The 14,851-nt window shown below is 68.5% G+C and carries 12 protein-coding genes; 4 read left to right on the forward strand and 8 right to left on the reverse strand.

The window, feature by feature from the left end; genetic code table 11:
- Positions 1 to 55: 55 nt before the first annotated feature.
- Genes EIP85_RS01240 through EIP85_RS01250 form a run of 3 tightly spaced genes read left to right on the forward strand, consistent with a single transcriptional unit; the run spans position 56 to position 3,127 of the window.
- Positions 56 to 1,024 (forward strand): carbohydrate ABC transporter permease, encoded by a 969-nt coding sequence (locus EIP85_RS01240; protein WP_127900314.1) that lies wholly within the window; start codon positions 56 to 58, stop codon positions 1,022 to 1,024.
- The gene (locus EIP85_RS01245; protein ID WP_127900315.1) at positions 1,017 to 2,060 is read left to right on the forward strand and encodes a carbohydrate ABC transporter permease; all 1,044 of its coding nucleotides are present in this window, start codon (positions 1,017 to 1,019) and stop codon (positions 2,058 to 2,060) included. The genes EIP85_RS01240 and EIP85_RS01245 overlap by 8 nt, the downstream gene beginning before the upstream one ends.
- Positions 2,061 to 2,062: 2 nt before the next feature.
- Entirely contained in the window at positions 2,063 to 3,127 is a 1,065-nt protein-coding gene (locus EIP85_RS01250; protein ID WP_127900316.1) for an ABC transporter ATP-binding protein, read from the forward strand.
- 108 nt (positions 3,128 to 3,235) lie between these two features.
- Here the strand turns inward: EIP85_RS01250 and EIP85_RS01255 are convergent, their stop codons facing one another.
- The 6 genes from EIP85_RS01255 to EIP85_RS01280 form a co-directional block, all read right to left on the reverse strand.
- Complete coding sequence (locus tag EIP85_RS01255; RefSeq protein WP_127900317.1) at positions 3,236 to 3,694, reverse strand: GNAT family N-acetyltransferase; 459 nt, start codon at positions 3,692 to 3,694, stop codon at positions 3,236 to 3,238.
- Positions 3,695 to 3,711: 17 nt separating this feature from the next.
- Positions 3,712 to 3,957: a MoaD/ThiS family protein gene (locus EIP85_RS01260; RefSeq protein WP_127900318.1), complete on the reverse strand. Its 246-nt coding sequence runs from the start codon at positions 3,955 to 3,957 to the stop codon at positions 3,712 to 3,714.
- A gap of 1 nt (position 3,958) precedes the next feature.
- Positions 3,959 to 6,202 (reverse strand): xanthine dehydrogenase family protein molybdopterin-binding subunit, encoded by a 2,244-nt coding sequence (locus EIP85_RS01265; RefSeq protein WP_127900319.1) that lies wholly within the window; start codon positions 6,200 to 6,202, stop codon positions 3,959 to 3,961.
- Between the two features lies 1 nt (position 6,203).
- Entirely contained in the window at positions 6,204 to 6,677 is a 474-nt protein-coding gene (locus EIP85_RS01270; protein WP_127900320.1) for a (2Fe-2S)-binding protein, read from the reverse strand.
- Complete coding sequence (locus EIP85_RS01275) at positions 6,674 to 7,537, reverse strand: FAD binding domain-containing protein (protein ID WP_127900321.1); 864 nt, start codon at positions 7,535 to 7,537, stop codon at positions 6,674 to 6,676. The genes EIP85_RS01270 and EIP85_RS01275 overlap by 4 nt, the downstream gene beginning before the upstream one ends.
- A gap of 104 nt (positions 7,538 to 7,641) precedes the next feature.
- Positions 7,642 to 9,246, reverse strand: a complete 1,605-nt coding sequence (locus EIP85_RS01280; RefSeq protein ID WP_127900322.1) for a fatty acid--CoA ligase — start codon at positions 9,244 to 9,246, stop codon at positions 7,642 to 7,644.
- A 178-nt stretch (positions 9,247 to 9,424) separates the two neighbouring features.
- Here EIP85_RS01280 and EIP85_RS01285 point away from each other — a divergent pair, with 178 nt between their 5' ends.
- Positions 9,425 to 11,464 (forward strand): NADH:flavin oxidoreductase, encoded by a 2,040-nt coding sequence (locus tag EIP85_RS01285; protein WP_127900323.1) that lies wholly within the window; start codon positions 9,425 to 9,427, stop codon positions 11,462 to 11,464.
- Between the two features lie 238 nt (positions 11,465 to 11,702).
- Here the strand turns inward: EIP85_RS01285 and EIP85_RS01290 are convergent, their stop codons facing one another.
- On the reverse strand, positions 11,703 to 13,550 hold the full coding sequence (locus EIP85_RS01290; RefSeq protein WP_127900324.1) for a hypothetical protein: 1,848 nt from the start codon (positions 13,548 to 13,550) through the stop codon (positions 11,703 to 11,705).
- Between the two features lie 197 nt (positions 13,551 to 13,747).
- Positions 13,748 to 14,683 carry a PHP domain-containing protein gene (locus EIP85_RS01295; protein ID WP_127900325.1) on the reverse strand — a complete coding sequence of 312 codons (936 nt, stop codon included), beginning with the start codon at positions 14,681 to 14,683 and terminating at the stop codon, positions 13,748 to 13,750.
- Positions 14,684 to 14,851 lie beyond the last annotated feature (168 nt).

Here is a 14,851-nt window from a genome sequence, read left to right on the forward strand (position 1 = left end):
ACCTTGCCCCGGGGGCGGCGTGCCCGCCCCCGGCAGCCCCGGACCGGAGGGCCCGATGTACAAGCTCATCTCGCCGCTCATGCAGCTGGTCGACTGGCCCATGCGCGCCTTCCAGAGCCGCTTCGGCCAGCGCAGGCTCGCCTGGGTGTTCCTGGCACCGAACCTGGCGCTCTTCGGCCTGTTCGTCTTCCTGCCGGTGATCCTGAACTTCGCCTATGCGATGACCGGGTCCGAGCACATCCTGCTGCGCGACCGGCCCTTCGTCGGCGCGCAGAACTTCGCGCAGTTGACGAACTGCAAGGATTACCTGAACCCCAATTCCTGCCAGCTCGACGTGTTCTGGCGGGCGGTTCACAACACGGTCTGGTTCATCGTGCTCCAGATCGGTTTCATGGTCGGCTTCTCGCTGCTGACCGCGCTGATCCTGAACCGCAAGATCCGCGCCCGCGGCTTCTTCCGGGCGGTGTTCTTCTTCCCGGTGCTGCTGTCGCCTGTCGTCGTGGCGCTGGTGTGGAAATGGATCCTGCAGGACCAGGGCGCGCTGAACGGGGTGCTGAGCAGCCTCGGCTACCAGCCCTACAACTGGCTTCTGGACCCGAGCTGGGCCTTCGGCTTCTCGGTCTTCCTGACGGTCTGGTTTCACATGGGCTTCTACACGCTCATCCTGCTTGCCGGGCTGCAGGCGATCCCGCGCGACGTCTACGAGGCGGCGGCGATGGACGCGGCCTCGCCCTGGCGGGTGTTCCGCAAGATCACCCTGCCCCTGCTGATGCCGACCATGATCGTCGTGCTGGTGCTTGCCCTCATCAAGGGCGTGCAGACCTTCGACGAGCTCTATGCCTTCACAGGCGGTGGGCCGGGCTCGGCCACGACGCTGATGATCCAGTATATCTACGAGACGGGCTTTGCCGGCGCGCCGCGGCTCTTCGGGCTGGCTGCCGCCGCCTCGATCCTGCTGGCGCTGGTGCTGGTGGCGCTGACGGCCGTGCAGCTCTGGGTGACGCGGAGGAACGCCAATGGCTAATTTCCTGACCCGGACCCGCGGCAAGGAGCGGCTGCACTGGACGGACTGGCTGTCCTACGCCTATCTGCTGTTCGGCGTGGTGGTGATGTTCGGGCCCGTGCTGTGGTTGGCGCTGTCGTCGTTCAAGACCGAGGCCGAGCTGCAGCACTACCCGCCACGGCTGCTGCCCTACATCCAGAAAACCGAAAAGATCCCGGGCTACGACAGCGCCCTGCCCATCTTCAAGGTCACCAAGGGGGCGCTTGCAGGCCAGGAGGTGGCGCAGGTCCGCCGGATCGGCCTGGTCGCCCAGGTCGTGCGGCCCGACGAACCCGGCAAGCTGGTCAAGCTGCCGATCGCCGACCGCAAGCCGGTGGAGCATGTGGCGCTCGCCACCTCGAACTACGTCAAGCTCTTCAAGCGGTTCGATTTCCTGCGGTTCCTTTGGAACTCCACCTTCATCACCGTCGTCGCCACGGCGATTACGCTTGTGATCAACTCCATGGCCGCCTTCGCCCTGTCGAAATACGCCTTTCGCGGCCGAGGCACGGTGATGGCGCTGGTGATCGGCACGCTGATGATCCCGCAGACGGTGGTGCTGGTGCCCCTCTTCCTCGTCGTGCGGGACCTGGGAATGATCAACTCGCTATGGGGGGTCATCATCCCGGGGGCCGCGACGCCCACGGGCGTGTTCCTTTTGCGCCAGTACATGCTGACGATCCCTGACGAGATCCTCGACGCCGCGCGGATGGACAATGCCTCCGAGTGGAAGATCTACTGGCGCATCATCCTTCCGCTTTCGGCGCCGGCCATCGCGGTTCTGGCGATCCTTTCGATCATGTGGCGCTGGAACGACTTCCTCTGGCCCCTGATCGCGCTGACGCAGTCCAAATTCTTCACCCTGCAGCTGGCGCTGAACTCCTTCCGTGGCGAGTTCAACACCGACTGGGCGAGCCTTCTGGCGATGACGGTGCTGACGCTCCTGCCCATCGTCGCGGTCTTCGCCTTCCTGCAGAAATACATCGCCACCGGCATCGCCACGACCGGAGGGAAATGACAATGGCCGACCTGCAACTGCGTTCCGTGACGAAGGCCTATGGCGCTGCCGAGGTGATCAAGGGGATCGACCTCGACGTGGCCGAGGGCGAGTTCTGCGTCTTCGTCGGCCCCTCGGGCTGCGGCAAGTCCACGCTTCTTAGGATGATCTCGGGGCTGGAGCCGATCTCGGGCGGCGAGGTGAAGATCTCTGGCGATGTCGTCAACCATCTGGGCCCGGCCGAGCGGGGGCTCGCCATGGTCTTCCAGTCCTACGCGCTTTACCCGCACATGACGGTGCGGCAGAACCTGTCCTTCGGGCTGGAGAACACCCGCACCCCCAAGGCGGAGATCGCCGAACGGGTGGGCGCGGCGGCGAAGATGCTGCAGATCGACCAGCTTCTGGACCGGCGGCCGAAGGATCTTTCCGGCGGCCAGCGCCAGCGCGTGGCGATCGGGCGCGCGGTCGTGCGCGAGCCCCGGATCTTCCTGTTCGACGAGCCGCTATCAAACCTCGACGCCGAGCTTCGGGTGGAGATGCGCGGCGAAATCTCGCGCCTGCACCGCCGGATCGGCAACACCATGATCTACGTCACCCATGACCAGGTGGAGGCGATGACCATGGCCGACAAGATCGCCGTGCTGCGCGACGGCAGGCTGGAGCAGTTCGGCCGGCCGCTCGACCTCTACAATCGCCCGGAAAACCTCTTCGTCGCGGGTTTCATCGGCAGTCCGAAGATGAACTTCTTTGCAGCCGAGGTCGCCTCTGGCGCGCTGAAGCTTGCCGCCGGGCCGACCTTCGCGCTGCCCGAGGGCCGGTTCGACCTGCGCGAGGGCGCGAAGGTGACGCTGGGCATCCGCCCCAACGCGCTCAAGCCCGCCGCGGCGGGGCTGACGCTGACCGTGGCCGATGTGGAGCGGCTGGGGGGCGAGTCCTACCTCTACGGCCATTCCCCCGACGGCAGCGCGATCACCGTCCACAGCCCCGGCCAGACCGGGGTGGAGCCGGGCACCGAGATCGCGCTTTCCCCCGACATGGCCGAGGCGCATGTCTTCGACGCCGACGGGCGCAGCCTGCGGCGCCACTGAGCGCACTGAGATCAAGATGAAACCATCGCCGAAGGAGGCGCCCGCCGGACAGGCCGGGCGCCTCCGGCGGGAGTATTTCGGCCAGGGAAAAGTCCGGGCGCAGGCGCCTCAGTTCGGCGGGAGCGCGCGTTCCAGCATCATCAGACGCTCCCCGGCGAGGCTCGGGTGCGGGCGCTCACCGGAGGGGATGAACCCGGCGCGGCGATAGAGGCGGATGTTGGCGTCAAGCCGCGTGTTGGTGTGGAGGTAGAGCCTGGTGAGGCCCCGGCGGCGCGCCTCCGCCTCGGCGAAGGCGAGGCAGGCAGTGCCGAGGCCCTGGCCCTGGCTCTCGGGCGCGACGGCGATGTTGTAGATCTTGAGGACTGGTGGCTCGGCGGTCAGGACGAGGACGGCGGCGGGACGGCCGTCGCGCTCAGCGACGTAGACCTCGCCGCGCGCGATGCGGGGGGCGTAATCCTCCAGCGCGGGCTTTGGAAGCGAGCCGATGAGCGGCAGGTAGCCGACGGCATAGGCGTCGCGGCAGATAGCGGCGACGGCGGACAGGTCGGCCTGAGCCGCCAGACGCATGGCGGGCCCGGCCACGCTCAGCCGCCGGTCATGTAGGGCATGACCACGACCTCGCTCTCGGGACTGATTCTGGTGAACCAGGCCTCGCGATAGATCCGGCCGTCGATCGCCATGGAGACGCCACGCTCGATCTGGGGGCGGAGGCCGGGATAGGCCTCCGCCAGCTTGTCGAGCACCTCCTTGAAGGTGCTGGCCTCCACCTCGACCTCGGCCTGCCCGTCGGTATGGGCCCGGAGCGAGCCCCAGAGCAGGACCTTGACCACGTCAGGCGGCGCCCTTGATCGCCTTCAGCACGCGCGGCGGCGACATCGGCAGTTCCTGCAGCCGGGTCCCGATGGAGCGCGAGATCGCATTGGAGATCGCCGCGAGCGGCGGCACGATCGAGGTCTCGCCCACGCCGCGCACGCCGTAGGGGTGGCCGGGGTTGGGGATCTCGAGGATCACCGCCTCGATCGGCGGAAGGTCGGAGGCGACTGGGATGCGGTAGTCGAGGAAACCCGGGTTCTGCAGGCGGCCGTCGGCGCCGTAGATGTATTCCTCGTTCAGCGCCCAGCCGATGCCCTGGGCGGCCCCGCCCTGCATCTGGCCCTCGACGTAGTCGGGATGCACCGCCTTGCCCGCGTCCTGGAACACGGTGTAGCGGACGACCTTCGTCGCGCCGGTCTCCTTGTCGACCTCCACGTCGCAGAGGTGGACGCCGAAGCTCACCCCCGCCCCGTCGGCGTTGACCTCGTAATGGCCGGCGATCGGCCCGCCGGTCTGGAACGACTTCGCCGCGATGTCGGCAAGGCTCATCGGCGGGAACTTCCCGGCGTTCGGCCCGGCGGGATGGGCCGCGCCGTCCTTCCATTCCACCGCATCCTCGTCGATGCCCCAGAGCATGGCGGCGCGCTTGCACATCTTCCGGATCGCGTCGCGCGCGGCGTTGATGGTGGCGATGCCCACCGCGAAGGTCACCCGGCTGCCGTCCGTCGTGTCGGCATAGCCGAGCGAGGCGGTGTCGGCGATGATGGTGCGGACCTTCTCGTACGGGATGCCCAGCTCCTCGGCCGCCATCAGGCTGATCGAGGCGCGGGAACCGCCGATGTCGGGGTTGCCCTCCGCGATGCCGACGGTGCCGTCGGTGTTCACGTTCATCGTGACGCAGGTGTTGCCGCCGAAGTTGAACCAGAAGCCGCAGGATAGGCCACGGGCCTGTCCCTCGGCCAGGGGCGCGGTGTAATGCGGGTGCTTCTTCGCCGCCTCCAGCGTCGCCAGCAGGCCGATATCGTCGAAGGTCGGCCCGTAGGAGGCCTTGGTACCCTTCTTGGCGGCGTTCTTGATGCGCACCTCCAGCGGGTCGAGGCCGAGGCCCTGGCAGAGTTCGTCCACCACGCTTTCGACCGCGTAGATCGCCTGGGGCGCGCCCGGGGCGCGGTAGGCGGCTTCCTTCGGCCGATTGGTCATGACGTTCCAGCCGACCGTCTGCACTGCTTCCAGATCATAGGCGGCGAAAGCGGCCTGGGCGCCCATCTCGCAGGTCAGGCACTGGAAGGCGCCGCCCGAGTAGCGCATGTCGGCCCAGCCGGCGGTGATCCGGCCGTCCTTGGTCATGCCGATCTTTACGTCGATCGAGGTCGAGACGGTCGGACCCGTGGCGCGGAAGACCTCGTCGCGGGTCATCACCATCTTCACCGGCCGGCCGGTCTTCTTCGACAGCATCAGCGCCACCGGCTCGAGATAGACGGTCGTCTTGCCGCCGAAGCCGCCGCCGATCTCCGACGCCGTGACCTTCAGCTGGCTCGCCTCCATCCCCAGCATCTCGGAGCAGAGGGTGCGGAAGTAGAAATGGCCCTGGGTGCAGACCCAGAGATCGGCCCGCCCGTCGGTGGTGAAGGAGGCGAGGCAGGCGTGCGGCTCGATATAGCCCTGGTGGGTGGCCGCGGTCCGGAAGCTGCGCTCGACGATCTTGTCGGCCTTGGCAAAGCCCGCCTCGAGGTCGCCATGGCCGAACTCGCAGCGGTGGGTCACGTTCGCACCCATGCCGGCGGGGACGGTTTCAAGCGCCCTGCCCTCCAGCACCACCGGCGCGTCGGGCTTCGCCGCCACGTCGATGTCGGTGACATGCGGCAGGACCTCGTATTCGACCTTGATCTTCTTCAGCGCGTCGCGGGCGACAGTGGCGTTGATCGCGGCGACGGCGGCGATGGCATGGCCGTCATAAAGCGCCTTGTCCTGCGCCAGGCAGTTCACCGCGACATCGGCAAGGAATTCGTCCTTCGGCACCGAGAAGTCGCGGCCCGTCACGATCCCCTTCACACCGGGCATCGCCGCGGCTTCCGAGGTGTCGATCGAGACGATGCGCGCATGGGCATGCGGGCTGCGCAGCACGCGGCCGACCAGCATCCCCGGCGCCACCATGTCGGCGCCGTAGAGCGCCCGGCCGGTGACCTTGTCGACCCCGTCGGGACGGGCGACGCGAGTGCCGACCTGCTTGAATTCGCGTTTCACGTAAGCATCAAAGGCCATGTCACGCTCTCCTCATCTCAGCCGCCGCGGCCTGAACCGCGCGGACGATCTTGTCATAGCCGGTGCAGCGGCAGAGGTTGCCCGCCAGCCAGTAGCGCACCTCCTCGTCGCTCGGGTCGGGGGTCTTCTCCAGCAGCGCCTTGGCGGCGACGAGGATGCCCGGGGTGCAGATCCCGCATTGCAGCGCGGCATGGTCGATGAAGGCGCGCTGCAGCGGGTGCAGCGTCTCGCCCGCAGCCATGCCCTCGACGGTCGCGATCTCCTGCCCCTCGGCCTCGACGGCGAGGACGAGGCAGGAACAGACCAGGCGGCCGTTCAGCGTGACCGAGCAGGCGCCGCAGTCGCCGGTGCCGCAGCCTTCCTTGGCCCCGGTCAGGCCCAGCCGGCCACGCAGCGCGTCCAGCAGCGTCTCGTCGGGGGCGCAGACGAAATCGACGGAATCGCCGTTTACGGTGGTGGATACGGTGACGCTCATTTCTGGCCTCCGGCGCGGGTGTAGGCGATGCGGGCGGCGCGCTTGGCCAGCACGCCCACCACATCCTTTCGGTATTCGACGGAGCCACGCTTGTCGTCGATCGGCTTGGCCGCGGCCGAGCAGGCGGCGGCCAGCTTTTCCAGCGCGGCATCGTCGAGGCGGGTGCCGATGATCGCCTTCGCCGCCGGCTCGCAGAGCACGACGGTCGGCGCAACGGCGCCCAGGGCGACGCGGGCATCCTTGATGACGCCCTTCTCGTCCAGCGACAGGTTCACCGCGGCGGAGGCCACGGCGATGTCCATCTCGGTCCGCGGGATGAAGCGGAGATAGGCATCCGCGCAGCGCGCACCGCGCGCCGGCAGGAAGACCGAGGTGATGAACTCGCCCTTCTTCAGCTTGGTCTTGCCGGGGCCGGCGGGGATCTCTTCCACCGCGACGTCGCGACCTGCGCCACGGCCGGCCACGCGCACCTTGGCGCCGGCGGCGACCAGGGCGGGCACGGAATCGGCAGCCGGAGAGGCGTTGCAGAGGTTGCCCACCATGGTGCAGCGGCCCTGCACCTGGGTGGAGCCGATGAGGTTCGCCGCCTCGACCACGCCGGGCCAGGCCGCCTTCAGATCGGCATCCTCGGAGAGCTGTGCGCCCGAGACGCCTGCACCGATGCGGAAGCCGCCGGCCTCCTTCACGATGGTGCGCGTGCCGGGCAGCGCCTTGATATCGACAAGGAGATCGGGCTCCACCATGCCGGATTTCATCTGCACCAGCATGTCGGTGCCGCCGGCCAGAATTCGGGCAACGCCCTTTTCGGCCGAGAGAAGACGCGCGGCCTCGGCCACCGTCTGGGGTTTTTCATAACGCATCGGGATCGGCTTCCTGTCGAGTGTTCCTCAGGTTCCGGGGCCGACATTAGAACCAGCACCCGGGCAGATGCAACACGTGGCCGACACCGGGATCAACAAAGCCGTCACCCGGCGGCCTTCCGCGGGCCGGAAAGGCGGGCCCGCATCTCCTTCTTGTCGAGCTTTCCGACGCTGGTCTTGGGCAGCGCGTCGACCACCTCGACCCGGTCCGGCGCGGCCCATTTCGACAGGTGCCCGCCGCGGATCGCCTCCTCCACCGCGGCGCGAAGCCCGGCCTCGACGGTCTCGATCCGTGCGCCCGGGGTGAGCGCCACCACGAGGCAGGGCCGCTCGCCCCATTTGGGATCCGGCAGGCCGATGGCCGCGACCTCGGCCACGCCGGGTACGACGCTGGCGATATTTTCCAGATCCAGAGATGAGATCCACTCGCCCCCCGACTTGATCACGTCCTTGATCCGGTCGGTGATATGGAGCGTTCCGTCCGCGTCGAGATAGCCGACATCGCCGGTGTGCAGGTAGCCGCCGCGCCAGAGGTCCGCGGTCTTCTCGGCATCCTTCAAATAGCCCATGGTCAGCCAGGGCGCGCGGACGACGACCTCGCCGGGCGAGGTCCGGCCCGGCGGCATGTCGCGCATCTCCCCGTCGACCACGCGCAGTTCCACCATCGGCGCGGCGATGCCGGTGGCGGTGCGCTGGCCGATCGTCGCGCCCGCCTCCATCGCGGCGGTATCGCTGGTGGTCAGAAGCGGGCAGGTCTCCGACATGCCGTAGCCCGACATCACGTCCACCCCGCGCGCCGCGGCGGCCGCGGCCAGCCCCTCCGGCAGGGCCGAGCCGCCGATGATGACGCGCCAGCCCGTCAGGTCGACCTCGTCCACCTCGGGCGCGGCAAGGAGCATGGAGAGAATCGTCGGCACGCAATGGGTGAAGGTCACGCGATGCTCGTCGACAAGCCGCAAAAGCCGCGCCGGCTCATACCGCCCCGGGTAGACCTGGCGCACCCCGAAGAGCGTGGCGATGTACGGCATGCCCCAGGCATGGACATGGAAGAGCGGCGTGATCGGCATATAGACGTCGCGCCGCCGCATCAGCCCGCCACTGGCCCCCGCCAGCGTGTGGAGCACGATCTGCCGGTGGGTGAAGGTGACCCCCTTCGGATTGCCGGTGGTACCGGTGGTGTAGAAGAGCGTGGCGCGGGTGCGCTCGTCGAAATCGGGGAAGGCGTATTGGTCGCTGGCCGCGGCGAGGAGCGCCTCGTATTCGCCGTCGAAGCCCTCGGGCAGGTCCCCGGGCGCGTCCTGCAGCAGGATCAGCTTCACCGGCCGGGTAATCCGGTCCCGGACCTGCGCCAGAAGCGGCAGGAAATCGCGGTGAACCAGGATCGCGTCATCCTCGGCATGGTTGATCGTGTAGACGATCTGGTCGGGCGAGAGGCGCACGTTCACCGTGTGCAGCACCGCCCCCATCATCGGCACGGCGAAGAAGCTTTCGAAATAGCGGTGGCTGTCCCAGTCCATCACCGCGATCACCGATCCGGGGCCGAGGCCGAGCGCCGCATAGGCATTCGCCGCGCGCTGCAGGCGGGCGTACCAGTCGCGGTAGCTGTAGCGCATCACGCCGGGGTAGATGATCTCCTCCGCCGCGCGGTTCTGCAGCGTGCTGTGCAGGAGCTGCTTGACCAGCAGCGGATAGTCATAGACCTCCGACATCGTCGTTCTCCTCCCCTCGGCGCCTTCCCGCGCCCTGCCCGAGGATGCAGCGTCCTCCCGCATCGCGCAATCATCACGGGCGAAAATGTCGCCCCCACGAACCCCGGCGGTCGGAAACGGTTGCGCCCGCCCGGGGTGCCGCGTGAAGACTGAGAGGTGACAGAACCCGGAGGAGCCGATGCCGTCGAACGATCCCCTGCTGCAACCCTACAGGCTGAAGCATCTCACGCTGAAGAACCGGATCATGACGACGAGCCATGAGCCCGCCTACCCCGAGGACGGATTGCCGAAGGACCGCTACCGCGGCTATCACGTCGAGCGCGCCCGGGGCGGGATCGCCATGACGATGACGGCGGGATCGGCGCTGGTCTCCCGCGATAGCCCGCCCGCGTTCAACAACATCCTCGCCTGGAAGGACGAGGTGGTGCCGTGGATGGCCAAGCTGGTGGACGAATGCCACGCCGAGGGCTGCGCGGTGATGATCCAGCTGACCCACCTCGGCTGGCGCACCGGATGGAACCGGGGCGACTGGCTGCCGGCGGTGGCGCCGTCGGGCATGCGCGAGCCGGCGCACCGGGCCTTCCCGAAGGTGCTGGAGGACTGGGACATCGCGCGGATCATCCGCGATTATGCCGCCGCGGCCGAGCGGATGCAGGCCGCGGGCCTCGACGGGATCGAGCTGGAGGCCTATGGCCATTTGATGGACGCCTTCTGGGCGCCGCGGCAGAACGCGCTGGAAAGCCCCTGGAACGGCGACCTGGAAGCGCGGATGAAGTTCTCCCTCGATGTGCTTGCAGCCATTCGGGAAAAGACCGGACCGGAGTTCATAGTCGGGCTGCGCTACACCGCCGACGACCTGGCGGATGGCGGGATCACGGTGGAGGATGGGCTGGCGATCGGGCACCGGCTGAAGGCGTCCGGCATGGTGGATTTCCTCAACGTCATCCGTGGCCGGGTGGAGACCGATCCGGCGCTGACCGACGTGATCCCGGTGCAGGGGATGAAATCCGCCCCGCACCTCGATTTCGCGGGGCGGGTGCGGGCGGAAGTCGGCCTGCCCACGTTCCATGCCGCGCGGATCCCCGACGTGGCGACGGCGCGGCACGCGGTGGCGGCGGGGCTTCTCGACATGGTCGGCATGACCCGCGCCCATATCGCCGAGCCGCATATCGTGAAGAAGATCATGGCGGGGCGCGAGGAGGACATCCGCCCCTGCGTCGGCGCCACCTATTGCCTTGACCGGATCTACCAGGGCGGCGAGGCGCTCTGCATCCACAACGCGGCGACGGGGCGGGAGCTGACCATGCCGCATGTGATTGAGAAAGCGGAGAAACCCCGCCGCGTGGTGATCGTCGGCGCCGGACCCGGGGGGCTGGAGGCCGCCCGCGTCGCCGCCGCCCGCGGCCACAATGTGACGGTGTTTGAGGCGGCGAGCCAGCCCGGCGGGCAGGTGCGGCTGACCGCGCTTTCGCCCCGGCGGCGGGAGATGATCGGGATCATCGACTGGCGCATGGCGCAATGCGCGGCGCGGGGGGTGGAGTTCCGGTTCGACACATGGGCCGAGGGCGACGACGTGCTGGCGCTGGAGCCGGAGGTGGTGATCGTGGCGACCGGGGGGCTACCCGACACCGGCGGGCTGGAGGCTGGTGAGGATCTGGTCGTCTCGGCCTGGGACATCATCGCGGGCGACGTGAAGCCGGGCGCCAATGTGCTGATCTACGACGACGCGGGCGACCATCCGGCGCTGCAGGCGGCAGAGGTGATCGCGGCTGCCGGCGGAAGCGTCGAGGTGATGACCAGAGACCGGACTTTTGCACCTGAAATCATGGGGATGAACCTCGTTCCTTACATGCGATCCCTGCAGGGAAAGGCGGTGAAGTTCACCGTCACCTACCGGCTGAAGGCGGTGGAGAAGGCGGGCAACGCGCTCTCGGCCCTCATCGGGTCGGACTATGGCGCGGTGGAGGAACGCCGCAGCGTCGACCAGGTCGTGGTGAACCACGGAACCGTCCCGCTTGATGAGCTTTATCAGGAGCTTAGGCCGCGATCTTCGAACCTGGGAGAGGTCGATTACGAGGCGCTGATCGAGGGGCGGCCGCAGACGGTGCGCAGCAATCCGGAGGGTACGTTCCAGCTGTTCCGGATCGGCGATGCTGTCTCGGCCCGCAACACCCACGCGGCGATCTACGATGCGCTGCGGCTGGTGAAGGATCTTTGACGGAAGCAAACCGGAGAGTAAGGCCTTCCCGGCAAGCGTCTGGGACGGCTTGAAAATCCTCTTACCGATTCAGCACAGTTTCAGCACCGCTTTAGCACCGTAACTTACCGTATTCCGGGACGGTGGTCGGTCGGTTTGCGCAACGGGGCGGCCCGGCCTCTGGCCCGGGCCGTGTCGGAGTATTTCAGCCAGGAAGAAGCAAGGGCCGCCGCGGGGGCGGCCCTTTCCTGCGACAGGGTCAGTTGGTCTTCCGGGTCAGGAAGAACATGTCGCGATTGTCGGGGAAGGCGATGAAGCGTGGCAGCGGCACGCCGCCCTTGCCCTTCTTGTCGACCGCCGCCATGCCGGGGATCAGGTGCTCGATATGCACCTCGCCCGCATGGTGGACGTAGAGCGCCAGGTAGGTGTGCTCCAGCGCGTTCATGTCGAGCTGCATCGCGTAGGAGCAGCCATAGGCCTCGAAGCTCCGCGCCATGGCCGAGGGGGTGGCGGTGGAGAAATAGCCGTAGACAAGGTAGCGCGTCGTGGGCGTCACCTTCATGCAGGCGCCGCCGCGCAGCGTCCTGAGCTGCGCCTCGGCCGAGCCAGACCAGTTGCCCGCGGCCCAGTTCGTCACGAACTGCCCGGGCACGCCGCGGCCGGTGGCGGGGTCGGTCTCGAGGATCGGCACGCCGTTCTGGCGGGCATAGCGGATCTTCGGCAGCATCGCGTTGTCCGCCGCGGTCCAGGTCTTCATCCCGATCGTGCCGTCGGCCAGCACGTAGATCGTCGAGAGCCCGGGCTGCAGCTTGGAGAGGATCACCCCCTCCTCGATGAAGCCGTAGTGCGAGCCGGCGTTGACCTCGGCCAGCGGGCCGCGGTGGAAGGCGCCGTGTTCACGCTTGTAGCCGCCGGTGAAGGTGGCGACCGCAAGCGGCGCGAGCTTGGGATCGATCATGCCAAGCCGGACCAGCGGCTTGGTGTTGCCGATCCCGTCCGGGCCGGGCAGGTCCGCGTTCTGCATGTTCGCCGGCGGGCGCGGCGACCAGTCGACGGCCGGATGCGCCGTGCCGACGGCATAGCCGATGTTGAATTTCGCCAGGTCGAAGGCGACGAAATAGTCGATCGCCCGGGCCTCGACCTTGTCGAGCGGGTTGGTCTTGCCCGGACCGTGCAGGATCTCGGGCGCGATCAGCGCCGGCTCCATCGCGCTGGCGAAGACGCCGGGAAGATCGGTGACCGGGTACCAGGCGCCCAGCTCCATCCGCCCGCCGCTGGTGCCGGTGAGCACGAGGCCGGTGCGGCCCGCGATCGAGGGCGCGGAGGCGGATGCGGTCTCTACCGCCGCGTGGCCGGGGCCCGCGTCGGGGGCCGCGGCCGCATCGCCGGTGACCTTGCCGGTCTGGGCGAAGGCGTCCTGGTAGAAGTTGTCCTTGACGAAATTCACGATCGCGTCGCCGCCCCAGACGTTGTGGCGAAGGAAGTCAGTGACGCTTTCGAGGGTCGAGCTGGCGCCGACCGAGCGGTTGCGCAGGTAGAGCCGGCCGCCGCAGATCGGTGCGAAGGGCATGCCGGCGTCCTGCGCCTTTGACAGCTCGGACGGGTCGCCCGCCCAGGGCGTGCAACTGGTGGTGCTGCCGTCGGGGGCGGTGATCTGCAGCGCCGGTGCGTCGCCCCCCGAGAAGGCGACCTTCTGGCGGGCCGGGAACGGGTTTTCCAGGTGGTAGGCGGCTGGCGTGCCGCCATCCTTCGGCGTCACGCTGGCCAGGAACCATGCGTCTACGTTCGGGTTCAGCGAGACGAAGCGCAGCTTCGCGCCGGAGGCGAGCGTGGCGTCGCTTTCCTGCCGGTAGGGCTGCAGTTCGAGGACCGATTTCGGCTTCACCGCCTGGTATTCGGCCCATTGCTTCGCCAGCACGGCCGGATCGGCGCCCGGGGCGGGTGCCACGGCTGCGGATGCGGCAGCGCCGGGGGTGGCCGGGGCCGGGGCGGTGGCGGCCACCTGGCTGCCGGCCGACAGGGCCAGGGCCGGAGAGGCCGCCATCAGCGCAAGCGCCAGGGCGGCGCGGGTGGCGCGGCGCGGCGGCACGGACATACGGGGATGCAAGGCAGTACGCTCCTGTGGTTCGGGCTCCCGGCTTCTGCCGGCCCCATTTCGCCGCATCGCGGCGCGCGAAGTTACCATATCAAACCTCGATCTGCCGCAAGCCCCCCGCGTGACTATTCACGGAACAGTGCGGCCAATCGGCGCTTATGCCGCGGCAATAGGCGTAAGTCCGCGCGGCGGACGCCCGGCGGGCGGGATCAGCGCCAGTAAGGGTTCGACCAGGCGCGCCGGCCGGCATGGTCGATCACCGTGACGCGGAGCCATTTCGACTTCGCGAAACGGTCGAGCGGCACCCGCGCCCGGGTCAGCGACTGGCCATGCACCGCCGTCGCCGCCTGCCCGTGGCCCTGCACGATGACCGAGCGGACGGAGGAGCAGTCGACCTCCACCGCCTTCTCGCCGATCGAGACGCCGCGGATCTCCGGTCCCTGCGAGGAATAGAAATGCCCCGCCTTGAGCGCGGCAAGCAGCGCCTCGGGCGTGTTCTCCTCTGCCTTCACCATGACCCAGCCGCCGAAGTGGTCGGGCTCGGAGAAATGCGCGTCGTCGGTCGCAACCATGGTCAGGCTGCGCCCCTCGGACAGGAGCAGGTCGGCAATGGCGAAGCCGTCGGGCCGGTCGCAGCCCTCGGCGCAGCCGTGGTTGTAGATCTCCACCGCATGGGCGGCCTCGATCGAGCGGGCGTCGGCCAGCGTCAGGCCGGACCATTGCGGGTGCGCAATCGCGACGAAGGCGCCGGCGTCGACGGCGCGCTTCGCGATCTCCGGCCCGGTCTCGGCGCCCTCGACGGGGAAGAAATTCGGCGCGTTGGCGGGGGCGAAATCCTCCGGCAGGCCGACGGCCAGAATGTGCCAGAGCGAGCCGTTCGAGGTCGGGCCGGAATGGAGCTCGGCCCCGAGGATGGTGGTGAAGCCGGCCTCGCGGAAGGGCTTGGTGTCGGCGATCGGGTAGTTGAAGAGGCCGATGAAATGGTCGGTCAGCGCCAGGAAGTCATAGCCCTCGGCGCGGTAGCGGCGGCAGACCTCCTCCGGCTCCAGCACCCCGTCGGAGAGGGTGGAGTGGGTGTGCAGGTTGCCGCGCCAGAAGCGGCCGGGGGCGGTGAAGGCATCGGTGGCGGGCGAGGTGGTGGTCATGGGGGTCGTCCTGTTCGGCATAAGGCTCGGTCGCCGGGGGCCCTTCGGGGCGGACGGCGGGCGTTTTCGCCGACAGGCTCACCACGGATCAGCGCGGCGCGCAAGCCCCGGCCCGTGGCGGGGACGGTTCCCCCGTGCGGTGGCGGCGGAGGGCCGCGCGGGCCCGGC

The organism is Solirhodobacter olei, assembly GCF_004010155.1.
In the GTDB taxonomy this organism is placed as follows: domain Bacteria; phylum Pseudomonadota; class Alphaproteobacteria; order Rhodobacterales; family Rhodobacteraceae; genus Solirhodobacter; species Solirhodobacter olei.

Bases quoted from the DNA above. Each gene is read 5' to 3' on its own strand.
- EIP85_RS01280 (WP_127900322.1), bottom strand. From the start codon at position 9,246: ATGTCGGAGGTCTATGACTATCCGCTGCTGGTCAAGCAGCTCCTGCAC.
- EIP85_RS01240 (WP_127900314.1), top strand. From the start codon at position 56: ATGTACAAGCTCATCTCGCCGCTCATGCAGCTGGTCGACTGGCCCATG.
- EIP85_RS01295 (WP_127900325.1), bottom strand. From the start codon at position 14,683: ATGACCACCACCTCGCCCGCCACCGATGCCTTCACCGCCCCCGGCCGC.
- EIP85_RS01270 (WP_127900320.1), bottom strand. From the start codon at position 6,677: ATGAGCGTCACCGTATCCACCACCGTAAACGGCGATTCCGTCGATTTC.
- EIP85_RS01250 (WP_127900316.1), top strand. From the start codon at position 2,063: ATGGCCGACCTGCAACTGCGTTCCGTGACGAAGGCCTATGGCGCTGCC.
- EIP85_RS01285 (WP_127900323.1), top strand. From the start codon at position 9,425: ATGCCGTCGAACGATCCCCTGCTGCAACCCTACAGGCTGAAGCATCTC.
- EIP85_RS01275 (WP_127900321.1), bottom strand. From the start codon at position 7,537: ATGCGTTATGAAAAACCCCAGACGGTGGCCGAGGCCGCGCGTCTTCTC.
- EIP85_RS01265 (WP_127900319.1), bottom strand. From the start codon at position 6,202: ATGGCCTTTGATGCTTACGTGAAACGCGAATTCAAGCAGGTCGGCACT.
- EIP85_RS01245 (WP_127900315.1), top strand. From the start codon at position 1,017: ATGGCTAATTTCCTGACCCGGACCCGCGGCAAGGAGCGGCTGCACTGG.
- EIP85_RS01255 (WP_127900317.1), bottom strand. From the start codon at position 3,694: ATGCGTCTGGCGGCTCAGGCCGACCTGTCCGCCGTCGCCGCTATCTGC.